Annotated in this window: 19 protein-coding genes, 1 tRNA gene and 1 pseudogene; 13 read left to right on the top strand and 8 right to left on the bottom strand. The window is 46.3% G+C overall.

The window, feature by feature from the left end; translation table 11 throughout:
• The first annotated feature begins 13 nt into the window (after nt 1-13).
• From accB to N909_RS0121395, 5 genes are all read left to right on the top strand, one after another.
• A complete protein-coding gene (accB, locus tag N909_RS0121375) occupies nt 14-484 on the top strand; it encodes an acetyl-CoA carboxylase biotin carboxyl carrier protein (RefSeq protein ID WP_029918146.1) in 471 nt (156 codons plus the stop codon).
• A gap of 81 nt (nt 485-565) precedes the next feature.
• Nucleotides 566-1,903, top strand: a complete 1,338-nt coding sequence (gene accC / locus N909_RS0121380; protein ID WP_029918147.1) for an acetyl-CoA carboxylase biotin carboxylase subunit — start codon at nt 566-568, stop codon at nt 1,901-1,903.
• A 118-nt stretch (nt 1,904-2,021) separates the two neighbouring features.
• Nucleotides 2,022-2,855: a menaquinone biosynthetic enzyme MqnA/MqnD family protein gene (locus N909_RS0121385; RefSeq protein ID WP_029918148.1), complete on the top strand. Its 834-nt coding sequence runs from the start codon at nt 2,022-2,024 to the stop codon at nt 2,853-2,855.
• 144 nt (nt 2,856-2,999) lie between these two features.
• Nucleotides 3,000-5,033 (top strand): hypothetical protein, encoded by a 2,034-nt coding sequence (locus tag N909_RS0121390; protein ID WP_155006040.1) that lies wholly within the window; start codon nt 3,000-3,002, stop codon nt 5,031-5,033.
• A 67-nt stretch (nt 5,034-5,100) separates the two neighbouring features.
• A tRNA-Leu gene (locus N909_RS0121395) sits at nt 5,101-5,187 on the top strand.
• A gap of 154 nt (nt 5,188-5,341) precedes the next feature.
• On the opposite strand, the gene N909_RS25840 is transcribed toward N909_RS0121395, so the two are convergent.
• A complete protein-coding gene (locus tag N909_RS25840) occupies nt 5,342-6,535 on the bottom strand; it encodes a hypothetical protein (protein ID WP_155006041.1) in 1,194 nt (397 codons plus the stop codon).
• A 421-nt stretch (nt 6,536-6,956) separates the two neighbouring features.
• On the opposite strand from N909_RS25840, the gene N909_RS0121405 reads away from it, so the two are divergent.
• The 7 genes from N909_RS0121405 (at nt 6,957) to N909_RS0121435 (ending at nt 13,040) form a co-directional block, all read left to right on the top strand.
• A complete protein-coding gene (locus tag N909_RS0121405; protein ID WP_211254011.1) occupies nt 6,957-7,940 on the top strand; it encodes a replication protein RepA in 984 nt (327 codons plus the stop codon).
• Between the two features lie 372 nt (nt 7,941-8,312).
• The gene (locus N909_RS26610; protein WP_162179148.1) at nt 8,313-8,648 is read left to right on the top strand and encodes a plasmid mobilization protein; all 336 of its coding nucleotides are present in this window, start codon (nt 8,313-8,315) and stop codon (nt 8,646-8,648) included.
• Complete coding sequence (locus N909_RS0121415) at nt 8,645-9,679, top strand: relaxase/mobilization nuclease domain-containing protein (RefSeq protein ID WP_051690030.1); 1,035 nt, start codon at nt 8,645-8,647, stop codon at nt 9,677-9,679. The genes N909_RS26610 and N909_RS0121415 overlap by 4 nt, the downstream gene beginning before the upstream one ends.
• A 30-nt stretch (nt 9,680-9,709) precedes the next feature.
• Nucleotides 9,710-10,435 carry a hypothetical protein gene (locus tag N909_RS0121420; protein WP_029918153.1) on the top strand — a complete coding sequence of 242 codons (726 nt, stop codon included), beginning with the start codon at nt 9,710-9,712 and terminating at the stop codon, nt 10,433-10,435.
• A 23-nt stretch (nt 10,436-10,458) separates the two neighbouring features.
• On the top strand, nt 10,459-10,935 hold the full coding sequence (locus N909_RS0121425; protein WP_029918154.1) for a hypothetical protein: 477 nt from the start codon (nt 10,459-10,461) through the stop codon (nt 10,933-10,935).
• Nucleotides 10,932-11,720 carry a P-type conjugative transfer protein TrbJ gene (gene trbJ, locus N909_RS0121430; protein WP_051690031.1) on the top strand — a complete coding sequence of 263 codons (789 nt, stop codon included), beginning with the start codon at nt 10,932-10,934 and terminating at the stop codon, nt 11,718-11,720. The genes N909_RS0121425 and trbJ overlap by 4 nt, the downstream gene beginning before the upstream one ends.
• 9 nt (nt 11,721-11,729) lie before the next feature.
• Nucleotides 11,730-13,040, top strand: a complete 1,311-nt coding sequence (locus N909_RS0121435) for a type IV secretion system protein (RefSeq protein WP_029918156.1) — start codon at nt 11,730-11,732, stop codon at nt 13,038-13,040.
• Nucleotides 13,041-14,196: 1,156 nt separating this feature from the next.
• Here the strand turns inward: N909_RS0121435 and N909_RS0121445 are convergent.
• The 6 genes from N909_RS0121445 to N909_RS0121470 form a co-directional block, all read right to left on the bottom strand.
• The gene (locus tag N909_RS0121445; RefSeq protein WP_029918158.1) at nt 14,197-14,598 is read right to left on the bottom strand and encodes a PIN domain-containing protein; all 402 of its coding nucleotides are present in this window, start codon (nt 14,596-14,598) and stop codon (nt 14,197-14,199) included.
• Between the two features lie 4 nt (nt 14,599-14,602).
• Nucleotides 14,603-14,845, bottom strand: a complete 243-nt coding sequence (gene vapB, locus N909_RS0121450; protein WP_029918159.1) for a type II toxin-antitoxin system VapB family antitoxin — start codon at nt 14,843-14,845, stop codon at nt 14,603-14,605.
• Between the two features lie 460 nt (nt 14,846-15,305).
• Nucleotides 15,306-15,458 (bottom strand): hypothetical protein, encoded by a 153-nt coding sequence (locus N909_RS25845; RefSeq protein ID WP_155006042.1) that lies wholly within the window; start codon nt 15,456-15,458, stop codon nt 15,306-15,308.
• Nucleotides 15,459-15,582: 124 nt separating this feature from the next.
• A complete protein-coding gene (locus N909_RS0121460; RefSeq protein ID WP_029918161.1) occupies nt 15,583-16,035 on the bottom strand; it encodes a helix-turn-helix domain-containing protein in 453 nt (150 codons plus the stop codon).
• Between the two features lie 18 nt (nt 16,036-16,053).
• The gene (locus N909_RS0121465; RefSeq protein ID WP_029918162.1) at nt 16,054-16,479 is read right to left on the bottom strand and encodes a type II toxin-antitoxin system VapC family toxin; all 426 of its coding nucleotides are present in this window, start codon (nt 16,477-16,479) and stop codon (nt 16,054-16,056) included.
• Nucleotides 16,476-16,691 carry an AbrB/MazE/SpoVT family DNA-binding domain-containing protein gene (locus tag N909_RS0121470; protein WP_029918163.1) on the bottom strand — a complete coding sequence of 72 codons (216 nt, stop codon included), beginning with the start codon at nt 16,689-16,691 and terminating at the stop codon, nt 16,476-16,478. The genes N909_RS0121465 and N909_RS0121470 overlap by 4 nt, the downstream gene beginning before the upstream one ends.
• 329 nt (nt 16,692-17,020) lie before the next feature.
• On the opposite strand from N909_RS0121470, the gene N909_RS0121475 reads away from it, so the two are divergent.
• A complete protein-coding gene (locus N909_RS0121475; RefSeq protein ID WP_029918164.1) occupies nt 17,021-17,764 on the top strand; it encodes a DNA-binding protein in 744 nt (247 codons plus the stop codon).
• A 227-nt stretch (nt 17,765-17,991) separates the two neighbouring features.
• Here N909_RS0121475 and N909_RS0121480 read toward each other — a convergent pair.
• Nucleotides 17,992-18,942, bottom strand: a pseudogene (locus tag N909_RS0121480) (IS256 family transposase); the annotation flags it as partial.
• Nucleotides 18,943-19,630 lie beyond the last annotated feature (688 nt).

Genomic DNA, 19,630 nt, shown 5'->3' on the forward strand with positions numbered 1-19,630 from the left:
TCAGGAGGAAAAAATGGAACTGAAAGATCTTAAAGGCTTAATAAAACTGATTACCGAGACCGATATTACTGAGTTTGATCTTGAGAATGACGAAGAAAAAATTCACATCAAACGGGGCTCCGAAAAAGAGATTATTCAAATGACGGCACCAGCTGCTGTTGTTCAACCCGCTCCCGTTGTTGCGGCCAGTGCTCCTGCCGCGGTTGCTCCAACGACTGTTGATTCAGCTCCCCAACAAAGCAAATATGATGCAATCCCTTCGCCGATTGTCGGGTCTTTTTATCGTAAACCGTCTCCGGACGCAGAACCCTTTTGTAAAGTCGGGGACATCGTTGATGCCGGGCAGGTGCTTTGCTTGGTCGAAGCCATGAAATTGTTCAACGAAATTGAGGCTGAATTTAAATGTAAAATTATTGAGGTTGTTAAGGAAGACGGCGCTCCGGTGGAATATGGCGAAACTTTATTCCTGGTTGAAAAGCTTTGAGGTGAAGCCTCAGCAGCTTCGCTGGTTTGTTGAACAAAGTTTAGATCTTAAAAGATTACTTCCATTGGGAGTTTAAGGACCATGTTTCATAAAATACTGATCGCTAATCGTGGTGAAATCGCACTGCGAGTTATTCGTGCCTGTAAGGAAATGGGAATTAAAACGGTGGCTGTCCATTCCGTCGCCGACTACGAAGCGCTTCACGTTAGTTTGGCTGATGAGAGTATTTGTATTGGGCCGACACCGAGTGCTGACAGTTATCTCAACATGAAAGCGATTATCAGTGCTGCTGAAATTGCCGATGCAGACGCGATTCATCCGGGCTATGGTTTTCTTTCTGAAAATGCAGAATTCGCTGAGATTTGTGAGCAGTGCGGGATTACTTTTATCGGACCTACTGCGGATAATATGCGCCGAATGGGCGACAAGATTACGGCTCGTCAAACAGTCACTGAAGCCGGAGTCCCGATTTTGCCCGGGACTAATGAAAGCATTGAAACCATAGAAGAAGCTCAAAAAATTGCTGAAGAAATCGGTTATCCTGTGATCATAAAAGCCTCGGCTGGCGGCGGCGGACGCGGGATGAAAATCGTCCATTCGCCTGCGTCTCTGGCAAATGCTCTTGCCACTGCGAGAACGGAAGCCCAGTCGGGGTTCGGTCGAGCCGACGTTTATATCGAAAAATTCTGCGAGCATCCAAGACACGTCGAAATTCAGATTCTTGGCGACAAGCACGGCAATGTCATTCATCTGGGGGAACGTGATTGCTCCATTCAGCGGCGGCATCAGAAACTGATTGAAGAAGCGCCGTGCCCGGTCATTACTCAGGAACAGCGCGAGCGGATGGGGGCCTGCGCCGTTGCTGCTGCCAAGGCGGTCAACTACAGCAGTGCCGGGACGGTTGAATATCTGCTCGATTCTGACGGCAGTTTTTATTTCATGGAGATGAACACCCGGGTGCAGGTTGAGCATCCGGTGACCGAAATGATTACCGGCGTTGATATCATTAAAGAGCAGATTCGCTCGGCCGCTGGAATTCCCCTGCGCTATCGTCAGGAAGATATCAAAATCACCGGGCATGCCATTGAATGCAGGATTAATGCAGAAGATCCGGTTAAATTTACTCCCTTCCCGGGTAAAATAACGGGTTACCATACCCCGGGAGGCATGGGTGTCCGGGTCGAAAGTGCAATGTACGATCAATATACCGTACTGCCACACTATGACTCCATGATCGGTAAATTAATTGTCCATGCTGAAACGCGTGATGAAGCGATTCGCAGGATGTCCTGTGCCTTGGACGAGTACATTATCGAAGGGATTAAGACGACCATTCCTTTTCATCAGAAAATGATGAATAACAAGGATTTTATCGATGGTCACTTTGATACCAATTTTCTTGAGCGCGTCAAAGTTTAAGGTCATCCTGTTAAGTTGCTGAGGAGAACGGGTAGGGGATATACCGTTCTCCTCAGTGTTTTATCTAACTTGACAGATGATTCTCAACGATTCTGCAGGAATTGCCTGACCGATTTCTATGAATGATACTTCGGAACTAACCCTGGGATATATCTCCTACCTGAACTGTGTTCCTTTTTTTTATGGATTGAAGGATTGTGGTTTCAAAGGCCGGCTGGTGCCGGGGGTTCCCTCAGAACTTAACCGTATGCTGCAAACTGGCGAGTTGGACATCAGCCCTTCTTCATCGTTTGAATATGCTTTGAACTTTGAAGACTACCTGCTGCTGCCCAATTTCTCCATTTCCTCCTTTGGCCCCGTCGGGAGTGTTTTTCTTTTCAGCCCTTGTCCCCCTGAGCAGTTGTCTGGGAGGACCATTGCCATCACCGGAGAATCAGCCACTTCAATTAATCTGCTGAGGGTTTTGTTGCTGGAATATTACGACCTCCAACAGGTTGACGATTATGTTCCCGTTGAGGATGTCGAAACCGCAATCAGACAAGGTCGCCCTGGGTTGTTGATTGGTGATCGCGCCATGAAACAGGCAAAAAATCTTCCTGCCGGTGTTTTAAGTTATGATCTGGGGGATCTTTGGTACAAGAAGACCGGCTTGCCCTTTGTGTTTGCCCTCTGGATATTGCGGCGGAGCAGTGCCCGGGAAAAAGCATGTTGTTTTACAGCATTGATCAGGCAGCTCGAAACCTCATTAGAACAAGCCTTGAACGATTTGCCTGGGCTGGCCAGAAATATCGGCGGTGAACACTCTGTTGCAGAATATGTTAGCTATTGGCAGGGGATGGATTTTTTCCTGACCTCCAACCACCTGGCTGGTTTATCTCTTTATTTTTCCCTCTGTCACAAACATAACCTACTCGCCAAGCCCCCTGGAATCTCCTTTTTTTCTCCTTCCTGAAAAAATTTACATTAAAATAATCTATTTGTTTTGGATATTATAATTTTTCCTGCTATAAGTATAAAAATTTGTAGATTTGTAAATCTTTATTTATTAGAATGTGTAAAAAAATAATGGGAAATGTAAACCGAAGGGAGGGTTTTTGTGGCTAAAGTCATCAAACTGGTTATCTTTTTATTTGTCCTTGTCCTCAGTGGTTGTGGAACCCAGGGTAGTTCAGACTCAAGTCCGTCTGACACCCCCACTGATCCTGGCACAACGGAGCCATCGGTAGTTAGTGCAATTATAATTTCAACCGACTCTTCTACGATCGGGACTGGAGAGAAAGCTTCGATTGCTGTGAGGCTTTTGGATAGTAGTGGTGAGGTTGTTACTGGTTCCAAGTCTGTTGTGTTTTCATTGGATAATCCGACTCTTGCTTCAATTCCTTCCCCGGCCACGACATCCAGTGGGCTTTTGACCCGGACTTTGACTGCGGGCAGTACCGAAGGGACAGTCAAGGTGACGGCTTCGGTAGATAGTGCCTCCGCTTCAGTTACTATTCAGATTTCTGACCAATTAACGGCGGCATCAATATCTTTAGCTGCGTCGCCAAGTTCTATTACAGTGGGTGGCACATCGGTTGTAAGCGCTACCGTTCTTGATGGTAATGGCGATCCCATGGTTGATGGGACCACGGTTAATTTTTCTGTAAACAATTCCAGCCTTGGTAGCATTGTTCCTTCCGCAGATATTTCCGGTGGAGAGGGTGTGGCCCAGGCTACATTCTCAGCTGGGACAAGTACTGCGGGAACGGCAATAATTACTGCTTCATCCGGTGTTGTCTCAGGACAGGCGGCAATCTCTGTTGCCGGTGCTGCGGCAGGGAGTATTGAGTTTGTCTCTGCTGAGCCTCAGGTTGTGGTTATTAAAGGGTCTGGGGGCACCGAGACTTCAACGATTACCTTCCATGTCAAGGACTCCAACGGGAACCTTGTAGCTAGCAGCGAAAATGTTTTGCTTGAACTATCTGGACCCAATGGCGGTGAATACATTGGCCCGGTTTCTGGTGTCACGTCCCTTGAAGTTGGCACTGAAAGTGGAGTTGTTACAACGACATTGCACAGCGGTACAATTCCTGGGACTGTAACGATTACGGCTACGGTAGAAGGTTCCTCTTTGAAAACATCAAGTGGGGTTATTGCTATCGGTGGTGGCGTTCCTTCAGAAGGACATTTCTCATTATCGACTTCAACACTCAATCTCGAAGGCCTGAACTATGATGGCGTGACAGCAGATATTGATGTCCGACTTGCTGATCGTTACGGCAATTATAATGTTTTAGAAGGAACTTCAGTATCTTTTTACAGCGAGTGTGGTGCCATTGATCGAGCAGTTAATCTTGATGCCGAAGGGCAAGGGACGGTTAGCTTCAGGACACAGCAGCCGTTTCCCCAGAACGTTGCATCTTCCGTGCTTGATAATGCGATTGCAGATGATTATTTTGATCTGCTTGGTATCTTGATTGACGATACCAATAATCCTCGTGATGGTTTATGCACCATTGTGGCAGTGGTCGATGGTGAAGAAGAATTTACTGATGCCAATGCCGATGGCTTGTATAATTCCGGTGAAACTTTTGATGATACTTATGACGACGTTCATTTGGATAAGGATGATGATCCGCTGAATATTCCTTATGGAGGAGTAAGTCCTGGTTATCCCTACGATTCTACCTTTGAGGATCTTATTGTCGATAGGAACCAAAATGGAACTTTTGATGGAATGAATAATGTTTGGGACAGCAATAAGAGAATTTCTCATCAGATTAAATTGCTGTTCACCGGGGTTCCTTCCGTTAGCCTTGGAGATTCTTCCGGTGATCCTATAACTGGCGCCGATACGATTTCAGTGCCGGATGGTGGTAGCCAGCTAATTCACTTCTCGTTGCATGACATTAATTATAACCCACCTATCGCTGGTACTAAAATTACTGTTTCTTCTGAGGTAGGTGTCCTGACCGGGACAAAAAATTACACTTATGTCGATACTAGCGTCCCCGGAGCACCTATTTTTGCGGTTACAATATCCGATTCAAAGCCTGGGGATTCCGATCCTGCTGATGTCGGTGTATTGGAGTTTTCTTGGACCTGGAAAGGGACAGATTATTCTTATTCCGTACTTGTCAGTGTTGACTAATTTGTCTGAATGTCTATAATGTCGCGGTCTGCTAGGAAGCCTTAGCAGACCGCTTTTTGTTTGAAGAGCCCGGGTGGCGGAATTGGTAGACGCAAGGGACTTAAAATCCCTCGGCATTCGTGCTGTACGAGTTCAAGTCTCGTCCCGGGTACCATAATAAAGAACAGGGATTTCAGATGGTTATGTTGCTTATCTGGGGTCCCTGTTTTGTTTTTCCCTTCATGGAGATTTGTCTTTTTAGGAAGCTGGGTGTCCCAGGGTTGTCCCAAAATAGTTCATTATCTTTTAAATTTATTCAGAATTAATCATCATTGTTGTCCCTTCGTCGTCCCTGGATGTTTTGATAGGCACTGAGTGGTTTTTAAAAATGCCTTTTTAGGGGGTCTCCCAGCTCCTGGTTGCTTTCCCCCGTGTGGATGGCTTGCTTTGATAGCTAACCATGCCTCGCAGTTGGTCAAGAATTTTTTTGCATCGCGAGGAATGGCTATCATCGAATTTATCTCCCTTTGAATTGCAATAATTCCCTCCTTGTCCTCAATGGGGGCGCTATCTTCAATTATCCCTTCAATAAGCTGTCGCCAGTGATAAGGATTTTTGTTTTTTTCATCTCGCACGTATTTGAATGTTAAAGGGTATATTTTCTCAAGCGCTTTCATTTGGGAGAGGGAAGGAGGGTTTTTTCTATCATCAAAGATCTTTTTAACGGTCTTAATGCTTGCGCCAGTTGTTTTTGCAATATTTTCAATATCTACAATCTCCTCATTTTTGATATCTAACTCCATAGCAATTTTCATTATGTCTATTTCTTTAATCTCTGAAATTCCAATTAGAACTTTTTGAATATTTGACTGGAAAATTGACTGTAGTTCAGGATTTTTTTTGATTTCTTTATTTGAATTTTGTCTTATGTTTATGTAGGAAGAGGTGAAATATTTTAAATGACGCCTTGATTGTTGATATTCCTTTGTTTGTGGGGTGTGAATATGACACAAATTAGATTTTTTAGATAATGGATATCTATTATCTGTTGGTGTCAATCTCCAACAATATTTACAAAATACCGGGTAGTCCCAAGTTTTATTTTTCGATGATTTTCTTATATAATTATTGCTGTCAGAACTAATAATTCTTTTTATGATAATTTCAGTATTTCGAAGAGCTTCAGCTATAGGGGTACTATTTCTATATTTTTCGACACATGCCTTTGATATTCCGCGAGCTACTTTGTCTAAGTCATATGAACTGGCTACAGCTTTGTATTGATCTGTATATCCATAAATAAAAATCATATTATATGTAAATGGAACTTTTACAGAGAAGCGGGTTGTCTCTATATTCTGATTCGTTCCCCAGATTGCATGACTTGGAGGGAATGTCCTTGTTAGGTCACGGCAAATAGCACGCCACGTAGTGATTCGATTCATGGTTGGATCCTGAATCTGAATTTTTTTACATGTTTTTCTAATAGCTTTTTCTGCTTCTGATATCAATTCTTGGTCCATTTCCTTGCCCCACTTCTTTACCGCTTAAGATGTCCAAATCGACATATTTTAGTACCGAAATATCATTAAGAATAGCTCTAACTGTAAGAAAATAATAAAGAATAATCTAGTGAATAATTTCTTCAATTTTCAAATTTCAGGATGACTCTTAATGTAATGACCTGAACGCAATTGACCTGAAACGGAAAAATATTAATTACGAGGATCGAAATTGTGGAAAAGCTCATTTGGGATATTAAAGAATTGGCCAAGGCGCTAGGCCGGACTCCAAGTAGTATCAGGGCTGATTTAGCACGACGTAATTGGTCTCGGACTCCACCTCCAATAAAGTTAGCAGGGTCTTTAGCTTGGAGGCCTCAGGATGTATTGAACTGGCTTGAAGAGGCGGCAAGGGTGTCTGGTGCGTTGATAGAGCCCTCTGTTGACGCGGAAAAAAGGATGGTTACAAGGCGTCGCCGCGGGCGCCCTACAAAAGCTGAGCAACTTCGACAACAGCAGAGACAGAATTAAAGCTCTTTTATCAATGTTTGACACTGTCCAACATAACTCGACTAAAGAGCTCCTAAGTCCTGCTGTCCTCAAAATTATCCAAGCAGCAGCAGCTTTTGATGTAGAGACAGCAAAAGAAGCAGGTGCCTTAGGTTACATGGCAAAAGCCATGGTACAGGCAACTATCCCGCATAGTAAGCCTAACACGGCCTACTTCGAGCGCGAAAACGGAATTTATACCCTGACAATGAGTGCTCCTAGCAAAATTGGATTGCCCTACGGAACAAAGCCTCGATTGCTTTTATTGTGGCTGACTACTCAAGCAGTAAAAACCAAGAAGCGTACATTGGTGTTGGGGGACTCACTATCGGAATTTATGAACAAACTTGGACTAGCTCCAACAGGCGGTCGCTGTGGAAGTATTACCCATCTTAAAGAACAAATGAAACGTCTCTTTGCTTGTTCGATAACTTGTACGAGAGATGATGGCAGTGGATGGGCTGTAAATAATATCCAGATTGCTTCGGAAGCAAATTTTTGGTGGAACCCTCAAGAGCCAGATCAGGCAGGGGTATGGGACTCGACAATTACTTTAAATGAAGATTTTTTTGAGAGTTTGATAAGTGAAGCGGTGCCAATCGACATGCGTTTAGTTGGGTTGATCCAGGGCTCTCCAATGGCAATAGATGTTTATGTATGGCTAACCTATCGATTAGCCCACTTGAAGAAAACAACTTTTATACCCTGGCCTCTACTCCATGCTCAGTTTGGTAGCCAAATCGTAAGGAGAGACAATTTTCAGCGCAATTTCCGGGAGGCACTTCATCGAGCTTGCGTTCTATATCCGGAGGCAAAAGTTGAACCGACAAAAGCAGGCCTGACGCTTAGACCGTCCCGGCGGCATATAGCTTGTTGATATTAGGTGTTGATGCAGCACGTTATCCACGCATAAACAGTAGGGGCAATTGACGGATTGTTACGCATAAACGGTAGGTAGAAATGGTTTTTTTGCGCATAAACGGTAGGGAGGACTCCCCGCAAAGCCGCACCAGTACTGGGCTAGGCGGGGGGCTCCTGTAGTTATTACCTATAGTTATAATCTATCCTGTAGTAGGAGCACTCTACCTGTGGATATCTCTGATTTTGGTAACGACTGTGATTTCTGCAGGAGTGCAGCTCTTCCTTTTGTAGAATTTGTTGTTTTTGTTGGTAGCGAGCCATGTTTTCCGTCAGACGGAAAACGACTCGCTTCCTAGCGCACTTTGTTTGCTGGAAGAAAAGGCCAGTCATGGGTAGACCCCCTAAAACAGCATCGAAAGTAAAGAAGCACCGAATTACTGTTCGATTAAGTGATACCGAATTAGTTGATCTCTTCAAGAAAGCTGAAAGAGTCAGATTGTCTCCTTCCTCTTTCTTGCGGAATGCCGGTCTGAATCAAAAGCTTCCTTTGCCGATTCCGGAAATCAATCTGAAGACATATCAGGAGTTGAGCCGGATCGGAAATAATCTCAATCAATTTCTTCGGTATTTTCATCGATGGCAAACTGCCGCTGTTCCTTCCGGAACATTGGAGGAGCTTGCTGAATATCTCCTTAAAGTGCGTCAGGAGCTCCGTGGACGATGATTGGCAAGCAGATTAAAGGTAAGGGCTTCCTAGGAGTTTTGAATTACGTTCTAGACCAGGCAAAAGGCTATCGCATCGGCGGCAACATGGACGGGCAAACTCCCAAAGAGCTTTCGAAAGAATTTTCGGAGTCGAAGAAGCTGAATCCGGATCTAGCCAAGCCGGTTTATCACGTGAGTTTGTCGCTATCTCCTGGGGAGAAGTTGAACGATTTTGAGTGGAGCGAAGTCGCGAACCGATACATGGCCGAGATGGGTTTCGAATTTTCGCAATTTGTTGCCGTTCGGCATACCGATAAAGATCATGACCATTTGCACATCGTCGGAAGTCGAATCGGTTTGGATGGGATGACGGTATCTGACAGCCAAAATTATCGTAGAAGTGAAGCGGTCATTCGAGGAATCGAAAAAGATTATGGTCTACAAAGGGTTGCTCCAAGCCGTGAGGTTGGCAGGAAGGGTATTACCTCTGGCGAACTCCGGAAGGCAATAAAGGAGCAGCAGCCAAGCATTAAAATGCGGATGCAAGGCAAGCTTGATGCTTGCATAAAGCGTAGTTTGACAATGAGTGACTTCGCTAAAAATGTCAGGGCTCAGGGAATTGAAGTTATCCCCAATATGGCGAGTACTGGCAGGGTAACAGGCCTGAGTTTTTCGCTCGAAGGCGAAATTATGAAAGGCAGTGACCTCGGGAAATCGTACACGTTTGGAGGCCTCCAAAAACGTGGAATCGATTATCACATAGAGCGCGATCGCGACGTGCTCAGTGGGAAAAATGAAAATGTGAGAGTAAGTCCTGCAAGGGAGCTGCGGATAGGTGAATCCGTCCGTGGGAAAATTAAGGGGGTTGTCTCTGATGGTCAAAGGCAATTTTTACACGTTTCGTCCGGGAAGGAGCAGATATTGGCTCCGGTCCAAGAGCTGAAAATGCCACTGCAGAAACTAAAAAGCTTGGCCGGTAAAGAGATAACGTTGACTAGTGGACGTGTCGGGATACGGCTGCGGCTGAAAGAGCTGGAGCATGACCGCTAGAACTCTCAGGATGAAGTTGGAGGTGGTTTGATGAGTTTGAGGGATAAGGTCGATCAATTAACCAAAAATACAGCACAGGCGGAAATAATCTGCCTAGAAGGCGAGGGGAAGGCTTCCGAGGTGCCTGGCTCTGTGGTGAATCCGGAAGAGGTCGCAGAAATTGTGGCTACAACAAAAAAATTGGAAAATGTTCTCTTTGAATTTTCTGCCTTTTCAGAACAGCTAAAAGCCGAGAAGCAGCAAAATATCGCTCTTCGGAAAGACGTTGAAGCTCAGCGAATGGAGGTCGGCACAATGCTGGCTGGGCTTGATGAACAGATAAAAAAGCTGCCAGGGACAATCAATAAATCTGTGTCGGAGAGTTTGAATCATACGGTTGAGGTAGTAGGGAAAAAAGTGAGTGATCGACTAAATAATTGCTTTGGTCAGTCGCAAACGATTTTCAGGGCCGCAGCAGAGACAGCAATGGAGTCGGCCGAATGGATGTACCACGCCAGAAAATACCTGAACTGGAAGGCGATTTTACTGAACCTCTTGGTTTATCCGTTGTTTGCAATTTCGGTGATTTGCTTGTTTCTGGGCGTTTGGCCATGGCAGCTGCGGAATGTTGCTGATCAAGAACAGCTTGCTAGCTATGGCAGGGTCTACCTGGCAATTTATCCGCGGCTGTCGAATGAAGCCAAAAAGGAATTTAAGTATCACGTCGAAAATTTGAAGAGCAATGCTGAGTTGTCTCCGATTGCTCCCAAAAAGTAGCCATATAGGAGGGCATTAAGATTATGGGCAGTTTACATATTGAAAATATAAATTTGCTGAAATGGGTCATGAATTTGAGGGAGTACGGTTATGCAAATCCTTTGCATACCGTAGATGATGCAATCCATTTTTTGGATGAGGTCTCCAGGAAGCAATGCAGGAAAGGACTTGCCGGCGATATCCTGAATCGAGCGCTTGAACGAGAAGTCAATGGGGGGATTGTAGACGATGCATTGCAGATCGATACTGGGGCATTACTTGACTGGTGCCGAAGACTTGAAGATCGTAATAGCCTGCAAGCATTATCCGAACTTGAAAAAGGAATCGTCTTTTTGGAGGAGATGATTGGCCCCAATGTAAAGGAGACCCTTGTTTACGATATGTTGAATAGGGCTGCTGAGCGGTTGAGTCTTGATGATCTGGGCATTGAGGGGCGGCCTGCTGTAAATGCTGAAGCTGCTTACGATCTTATCAACGTAGCGGGAGGGGTGTCACAATGAAGACTGAGAGAATCATTCAGGTGATCAGAGAAGGGATCTCCTCTTTAAAGAAATTATTTTTTTCCATTTTCCTTCTATTCGCTTTTGCATTGCCGTCGTATTCGTCAGGAATTCCGGTTGTTGATATCGCCGGACTTGCTCAGGCTGTTCTTGGGTATGTTCAGCAGTTTATGAGTTACAGCCAACAGATAACCCAAGTTGCAAACCAAATAAAACAGTTATCAAACGATGCAAAGAACCTTTCATCTATGAATCCGGCTCAGGCCCAATCATTACTATATCAGTTGCAGAATTCTTTGAGACAGCTGGAACAGATCCAGACCGAGACTAGAGGAATCTCGATGGACTACAGCAAAGCCCAAGACGAGTTTGATTTGCTTTATCCAGATTTTGAAGATGCTTCGGGTCAGACTGCGGCGGATTACGCACAAAAGGCCAGGGAGTGGAACCAACAAACAATAAATGCAACTGCTGATGCAGTGAAGGCGCAGGGGTTAATTTCGAATAATGAACAAGACCAAGAATCTTTAGCTGCATTAATTCAAGCGTCCCAGAATGCTTCAGGAGCGTTGCAAGCGGCACAAGCAGGCAATCAAATTGCGTCTATGACAACTCAGCAAATATTACAGCTGCAGCAGACTATGGCAATAAGTCAAAGAGCGCAAACCTCTTATATCGCTGAGCAGGCGGCGAAAGAAGCGGCAAGCGCAAAACAAAGAGATAAATTTTTCAAAAAACCAAAAGATGAACATCAGCCTGATGTCAATCTTCATATCTTTCGGTAGGGGGAAACAATGACACCGGATGTCGGTATTCTTACCAAAATTATGGCAGATTTCGCTGCTGCTATGAGCTTAGGCATTGGTTTTCTCAGTGGCGAAGCTCGTTGGTTGCTCGGTTCCATGATTACAATGGATGTCGTTCTTTTTTTTAGTTTTTATGCGCTGAAAGGTTCATTGGATGTTGAGGGGCCCTTTAAAAGGCTGTTGAAATATGGATTTTTTATCTATGTTATTTCGGAATTTAGGTACTTAACTGACGTTATCCTAAGTTCATTTGTAAAAATTGGTATCATTGGCGGGGGATATAAAATGACTGAAGCCATTATTTCGAATCCATCGAAATTGGTTAGTGTCGGATTCGATGTTGCCGAGCCCATATTTAATAATTTGGCTAATTTTTCTGGGCTTAGCGCTGTCGCTAATGCCGTACCGATTTTTTTCTCTTTAATTGCTGCGTTGATCATCATCATATCTTTCGGTGTGATAGGCATTCAAGTTTTAGTGACTTATGTTGAATTCTATGTTTTTGCAATTCTGGCATTTGTCTTGATCCCATTTGGTGTTTTTAAGAAAACTGCATTTCTCGGTGAAAAGGCATTAGGCGGCGTGGTCAGTTACGGGATAAAGCTGGCAGTTCTGACTTTATTTGCCTCAATTGCTGTTCCAATGGCTTCAAAATGGACCTTGCCTCCAGAACCAACAATGTACGACGGTTTTTATGCAGCGCTTGGGGCCTTAGGCCTAGCTGTTTTGGCATGGCAGGCTCCAAATGGTATATCGTCAATGCTAGGCGGTTCCCCTGTCCTCTCTGCAGGTTCGGTGACTGGTATGGCCGCATCTACAGCAATGGCGGGAGTAGGCGCGGGAATGGGTGCAAAAGCTCTTGCTGGAGGCGCTGTCAAAGGGAGTAGTACTGCTTTGGATATGACGAGAAAGGCCGCAGCGGCGGGAATGAGTGGAGCTGGTGCAGTTGCCACCGCTGCAAGTAGGGGAGGTATGAGTGGCGCTGCAAGCTTTGTAACAAGATCAGCTATGAACTCGGCTGTGGCAGGTCCCTCTAACCGGGGAGCAGCCAAAGTTCATGGTGCTTTTAATTTAGGTGGAGGAACTTCTGGAGCTGGCGGTGGCTCAACTCTTAGGCCTGTTGATAATTCAACGCCGCCGAACCCAGCGGGGAAAGGTTCTACTGTAGAAAGGTCGTCCTCACCACGCCTGAGTGGAGGCGTTAATAGAATGGCCGCTGTCAGTGCTATCAAATCTGCTATCCCGAATGAAGCAGGTGGCGGAGGGGGAACCGGTGTGCCTTTGAGTAGTGACGATTAAGCCAGTTAAAAACGCAAATGTATGGGCAGGGTTGCCCACAGGCTCGACCGGCGACGTGCTCGCGGATCGGCGGCTCTCCGTTCGGCCTATGGACAATCCTGCCGGTTGTAGATTCCATGAATTTTTGAGGTCGTGGGTCAATATTCTCAAGGTTGAATGGTGTTGAGATCCAGGGGATTGGCACTAAAGGGTTCCCCGTTTAGTCTTTTTGTAACTCTCAGTGAGAATAAAAATCTATTCGTCCGGCTTTAGCCGGGGCAAGGCGTAAGCCCTTGTCAAGATTCAAATACAAAGGATAGAGATGAGTGGGGGGATTGACTTAATAGTTCCAATAAAGTAAATTTAAGACTCGTTAGGATGGTATTGCGCTACCAATTTAAAAAGAAAAAGTCCCAGCATACTAACCCCCTCCTGTATGTTCTGGGGCTTTTTCTTTTTCATACATCAATAAAGCAAAGCCGTGTCGGTCCGCAAGGATCGTGACGGTTTTGCTTTATTCAAACATCGCCCAAGGAAACGGATTGAGGATAGCCAGAAATCACCGGCTATGCTGAGTCCGTTTTTGCCTTGTGGCCGGGCCGGTCTTTTCTGCCGGCGCGGCCATGCCCGTTCAAAGCTATCCATAAGGAAATGACCGCGAGGTCATAGGCGCGGCCCTGGTCCTGGAGCAACCAGCGTGAGCGCAGAGGGAAAAGCGCGGCAACGTGAGCCGCTGGCCTTTTCCCGCTTGCTTCAGGTCCAGGAGATGCCGGGCCGTTTCCTTGTGGGTAGCTTTGAGCCTGTTTCTTGGCGGTCCTGGCCGGAAGGCCTGCGCGGATCATCGCGCGGGGTTCCGGACAGAAAAAAGCCCCTGCAGGGGCGGAAGTGATTGAAGGCCTTTGATTGGTCCTGGCCGGGTTGTCGGCGCGATCGGCGCGGTCATGTCCCTGGGGAGAAAACCGCATCCTCGATGCACAGCAAAGAGGATCCCGTTTTCAGGTGGTGGCCGTGGCCGCCGATCCAGCTCTTGACCTGGTTAACGGTTTTCGCCCTGACCGCTTCCCCGCGCGGATTTCTGCCCGGTGAGCGGCCAGCAAAAAAAAGCTCCTGCAGGAGCAGGAGCGGCGGTTTAAGGGGGCGTTATGGTGACTGTCGGTTATTTTGGTTCAAAAAATGTTCAGTGAACCCAGTCCTCCAAATCCAGGCCGCTTACCCTCGAAAACTCTCGTGTATTATTCGTAACCAAACGACACCCCGCAGCGATAGCATGACCGGCTATGGCCGTGTCGTTGTTCCCTATAGGAGTTCCCTTAGCCATGAGTTGCCTTTTGACCTCTGTAGCCGCATCTACAGCCGCCCGATCCCAAGGAAGAATTTCGTCAACTCTCCTAAGAAATTCAGCAACCAAGACAGCGTGTTTTGGAGAGGCTTTTTTACCGAGCACACCAAATTGCATTTCTTGGTAGGTAATCGCAGAAATAACAATTCTGTGCTGTTGCTCAACAACTGATTGAAGCTTTTCAAGCACCGAAATGGGATTTTCTCTCATAATGAAAGAACAGATACAGGTATCCAGCATGTAATCAATTCTCTTCTTCAAAATTGAACCTTCTCTCATCCGTTATGACGTCTTCCCGCTCGACCATAAAATCACTATCAGCCTTTTCAACATTTGCAAAGGACAGCCAATCCGGGCGGACCGGACGCAAGATTATCACGTCACCATCTCTGATGATCTCCAATTCATTGACTCCTTGGTACTCCATATCCTTTGGCAAACGGACGGCCTGATTTTTCCCATTTTTGAATATTGATACCGTTCTCATTGCTACCCCCTTGTCATATGTTTAGCCTATGCAAAGAATACCTTTATTTTTTGCATATGTCAAGCATAGGCAGGGACGCTTCCACGCGCAGATCATCGCGCGGGATTCCGGCCAGAAAAAAGCCCCTGCAGGGGCGGAAATGATTGAAGGCTTTTGATAGATCCTGGCCGGGTTGTCGGCGCGATCGGCGCGGTCATGTCCCTGGGGAGAAAACGGGATCCTCGATGCGCAGCAAAGAGGATCCTGTTTTCAGGTGGTGGCCGTGCCCGCCGATCCATCTCTTGACCTGGTTAATCGCTTTCGCCCTGGATGCTTCCCCGCGCGGATCTCTGCCCGGGGGTCCGAGCGGCCAGCAAAAAAAAGCGCCTGCAGGAGCAGGAGCGGCGGTTTAAGGGGGCGTTGCGGGGGAAAGCCGCAGAGGGGGTAGGGGAGAACGGCGCAGCCGATCCCCTCGCTTTAGTTATTTTTTGTTTTTACCTCTTTGATCTTTTTTTAGGGAATTGTCTGGAAGACAGAGAGCTTTAATATTTTTTATGGTAATTTCATCCATTAACCCTATTTCCTTCAGTCCCTTTGCTGTTTCCATAATGTTATCTGCAATTGATTTTCTCATTTTTTTACCTCTATAAATTCTTTATTTTTAATGGCTTACTGGATTTCTTGATCCGTATAATTGACAATGATTTTAGCACGCTCTTTGAAAGACCTTGGGTCTTTTCTTTCCCCTGGCAGCTCTGCTAGGCTCGGGTTAAAAAAAACAATTGTGGGCTGATATTGAACCGCTTTGACAGTTTTGTGATATGGGCCTTGGTCAAACTCTTTGATCCGCTCAGAATCTGGGAAACAAGTGATTTGCCCCCTATTTCTTCCTTCAGGTCTGAATAGGTTAAACCGTACTGGTCAATCAAAACTCTCAAGGTCGATATGCCAGGATCAATCGCGTCAACTTCCCGCTCAAACCGCTGAATACTTTCGAAGCTGTTTTCATAGCCCTTGATGGCATCGGCTACAATGTCAATGAGATGAAGCAACGGTTCTCCATCCCGATCCTCGGCTTTCATCATGAGCTGCTCAAGCAGATCCAGGGCGAATTTATAATCATCCTCCGTCTTGATTTCGAGGGCATGTTGAGTTTTTTCAAAAAACGACAAAAACGAATCCTCTATTTGCATTACCGATTCAGTGTTCATTTTTAGGCCCTCGTTCTGTTATTTGGGAGCCTTGGCCCCTGGTAAAGTTTGAGCGGCAACATCAAAGGTAAAAGAACCATGAAAAGGCTTTCCTTCTTTGTTGGCAATCAGCTTAGATTTGTTGACGATCAGAGCATCCGCAAAATCAGCTTCTTTTCCCTTAACCGGTTTTGCATTTCGATAGTCAGTCAGGGCCAGCCAAACAGCCTGACCATCTTCAAACCGGATATTCGGTTCCTGGAACAATGATTGAAGAACTGTCACCAGTTCCGTTTTTTTGAGCTGGTATTTTTTCCCGCGTAGTGTCCAGACCGTTTCAACGAGGACAACATCAGTCACTAAAACCGTCTGCTGGCCCGAAATTAAATTGACCGCCTTTTTAAACTGTTCGGCATCATCTTCAAGCAGGTATCGCAACAAGACATTGGTGTCGATGGCGATCATTGCAGGGCGCTCTCCAAGGATTCTTCATCGGTTATAGTGGGGTTTCCGAGGACGTGCTTTAAGAGACCCCTAGCGGCTCCCTGTTTCTTTTTTACAATGGTCAGCTGACCATGCGCTACAAAGCTTTCCACTTCATCCCCTGGCTTAATTCCCAGGGCTTCACACTGACTTACTGGCAAGGTGATTTGTCTTTTTGCGCTGACTCTTGGCATAACAGCTCCTTTACTTTTTTTATATAGTAAGGATATTGAAAACTTTACTTATTGTCAAATAGTAAAGGTTTCCTCGTCCAACCCCTATCTTCTCTTTGCCATCAGTCTCCCCGTGTAGCCGGACAGCAGGCCGATCATACCCCCTGCGGGGATGGAAGCGACGGTTTAAGGGGCGTTGCTGGGTAAAGCCGTGAGGGGCAGGGGAGAACAGCGCTGCCCCTCAGAGCTAAGAAAAATTTTCTTTTCCCTCGCCGGTTTTGCTTGATTTGATATCATGATATGATACAATATCATATCAATGAAACGATACTATATCAAAAGGAGAAATTATGCAGCCGGTGGCAACAATCGAAACAGTAGCTCGGGCCTGTGAACAACTTAAAAGAGACGGCCAGAAAGTCACTGGCCGGGCGGTCCTCGCGATTACCGGGGGAAGTCTAGGCACCGTGCTAACCCTCATCAAAGAATGGCGTGAATCCGGAGAACAAACGTTGGCGCCGCTGCCGGAAGAAATGCCCAATGACCTGCAAACGGCTATCCTTAGAGCTTTAGGGCAGGCTCAAGCTCAAGCAGCCGAAGAATTAAAGCTTGAGGTCGAAGCGGCCAAGGATCGAGAAACGGAAGTCCTGGACCTTTATGCGGATGCTGAAACGACAATCAAGCAATTGACAGAAGAATTGAAAGCCAGCCAGGACCGTGTTTTGGCCCTGGAGCAAGAAGCGGAAAAGACAGCAGGAATAACGACGGAAAAGCTTGACGCTTTAATAAGGCGGGTAGGGGAGCTGGAAATCGAACGGCTGCAACTAATTGCAGCCGGGGAGGCTGCAAGGATCGAAGCAGCAAGGGCTCAGGTCAATATTGAACGAGCCGACCAAGCCACCACAAAATGTGAAGAGAGGGTTATGGTTCTTGAGCAGATGTTAGCCCAGACCGAAGCCGGACGAACAGCAGCAGAAAAATGCGCTGCTCTGGCCGAACAAAAAACTGATAGCCAAGCAGAGACTATTGCAGAACTGAGAAGCGCGATTGCAGAACTGAAAGCGAGGAAAAACAGGCAACCAAGGCATGAATAGGGCAGAAGGGTTCCCCGTTTAGTCTTTTTTCTCTATTGCAAACCAGGGTTGTCAACGCCTTCAGTCCATCACCCTCCTGGGTGTTGGATTCCGCATCCCAAAGTTGTTCAATTTGAGCTAAAGCCGTCTTGTTGTCTTCTGCTGTTTTAGATGGCACATAGATGAACGCCGCTATAGAGGGGCCTGTAAAGAATATTGTGTAAATGGCCCGCCGGTCAGAGTAGCGGCATCCGCTCCCAATTGTTCCGCCAGGATTTGCCGATAGTCGGATGACTGGCGTTCCATTTCTCCTCGAACAGTTCCAAGTGATACTCGGCCTCTTCGATGGTAGGCGCGGTCAGATCTGCAGCGACTTCCTTCCGCTGTTTCCAAGACACGTAGTTCAAACTGTGCCGGACCATGTGGACGATACAGTACTGAACTTGGGTGTCCGGGAAAACAGTTTCAATCACCTCAGGAAAACCTTTGAGCCCATCGACGCAGGCAACAAAGATATCCTTGATGCCACGGTTCTTCAGTTCGGTCACAACCTGCAACCAGAACTTGGCTCCTTCGGTCTCGGTGGTCCACATGCCTAGAAGTTCCTTCAGGCCGTCCAGATTCACGCCGACAGCCAGATAAACTGCCTTGTTGATGACGCGGTTGTCCTGCCGAACTTTGACACGGATAGCATCGAGGTAGGCGATCGGCCAGACTTCATCGAGCGGCCGATTTTGCCAAAGGATGATCTCCTCTTGGACCGCCTTGGTCTCCTGTGAAACCAGCGTCGGTGAAATATCGACACCGTACATCTCTTCCAAGTGAGCCTGAATGTCGCGGGTGGTCATGCCACGGGCGTACAGGGTGATGATCTCATCATCGAACCCGGTGAACCGGCTCTGCCCCTTTGGTAAGATGACTGGCTCAAAGCTGGAATCACGGTCACGAGGCACAGCGATATCAAGTTCGCCAAACTCATCCTTGATCTTTTTCTGGTAGCTGCCATTGCGGCTGTTGCCAGCCGTATTGGTCGATGGAGCGTTTTTCCCGTAGCCGAGATGTTCCGTCCTCTCGGTCTGCATCGCTCGCTCCAGCAGTTGCTTGGTCAGTTGTTTCAGCAGCCCGGTTTCCCCGATGAGGTCTTCAGGATTTTTATAATCCTTCATCAAAGAACCGAGCAGGTCGTCCGGTATGGTCATCAGTGGTTCCTCCACTGGTTACGGGTTGTAACCGACTGAGACCATTTAAACAAAGTTTTTTTCACCCTCCTATAGAGTAGAAAAGCTGCGGTCCCGCTTGGGTCCGTGGCTAGCTGTGGTATTTGGCTTCGTTGACTCCGCCGGGCTTGCCGTTTTAGTTGTTCAGCCATTCTTGCAAGCAATGTATCCCAACTGGATGGATTGGTTTGCTGGTCTAGCTGCATTCGCGTTTATCTCATTCGTGGTTTGGGTTCTGGCTTTGTTTATATCGATCACTCACAAGATACGAGCAGAGTGATCCATTGGTTTCATGGCTTAGTAATGTCTTTGAGTAACGTTTTTGAGTACCGTTTTTGAGTAACGTTTTTGAGTAACGTTTTTGAGTAACGTTTTTGAGTAACGTTTTTGAGTAACGTTTTTGAGTAACGTTTTTGAGTACCGTTTTTGAGTAACGTTTTTGAGTAACGTTTTTGAGTAACGTTTTTGAGTAACGTTTTTGAGTACCGTTTTTGAGTACCGTTTTTGAGTACCGTTTTTGAGTACCGTTTTCGAGTACCGTTTTCGAGTACCGTTTTTGAGTACCGTTTTTGAGTACCGTTTTTGAGTACCGTTTTTGAGTACCGTTTTTGAGTACCGTTTTTGAGTACCGTTTTTGAGTACCGTTTTCGAGTAACGTTTTCGAATACAG

Source organism: Pelobacter seleniigenes DSM 18267 (assembly GCF_000711225.1).
GTDB classification, from domain to species: domain Bacteria; phylum Desulfobacterota; class Desulfuromonadia; order Desulfuromonadales; family Geopsychrobacteraceae; genus Seleniibacterium; species Seleniibacterium seleniigenes.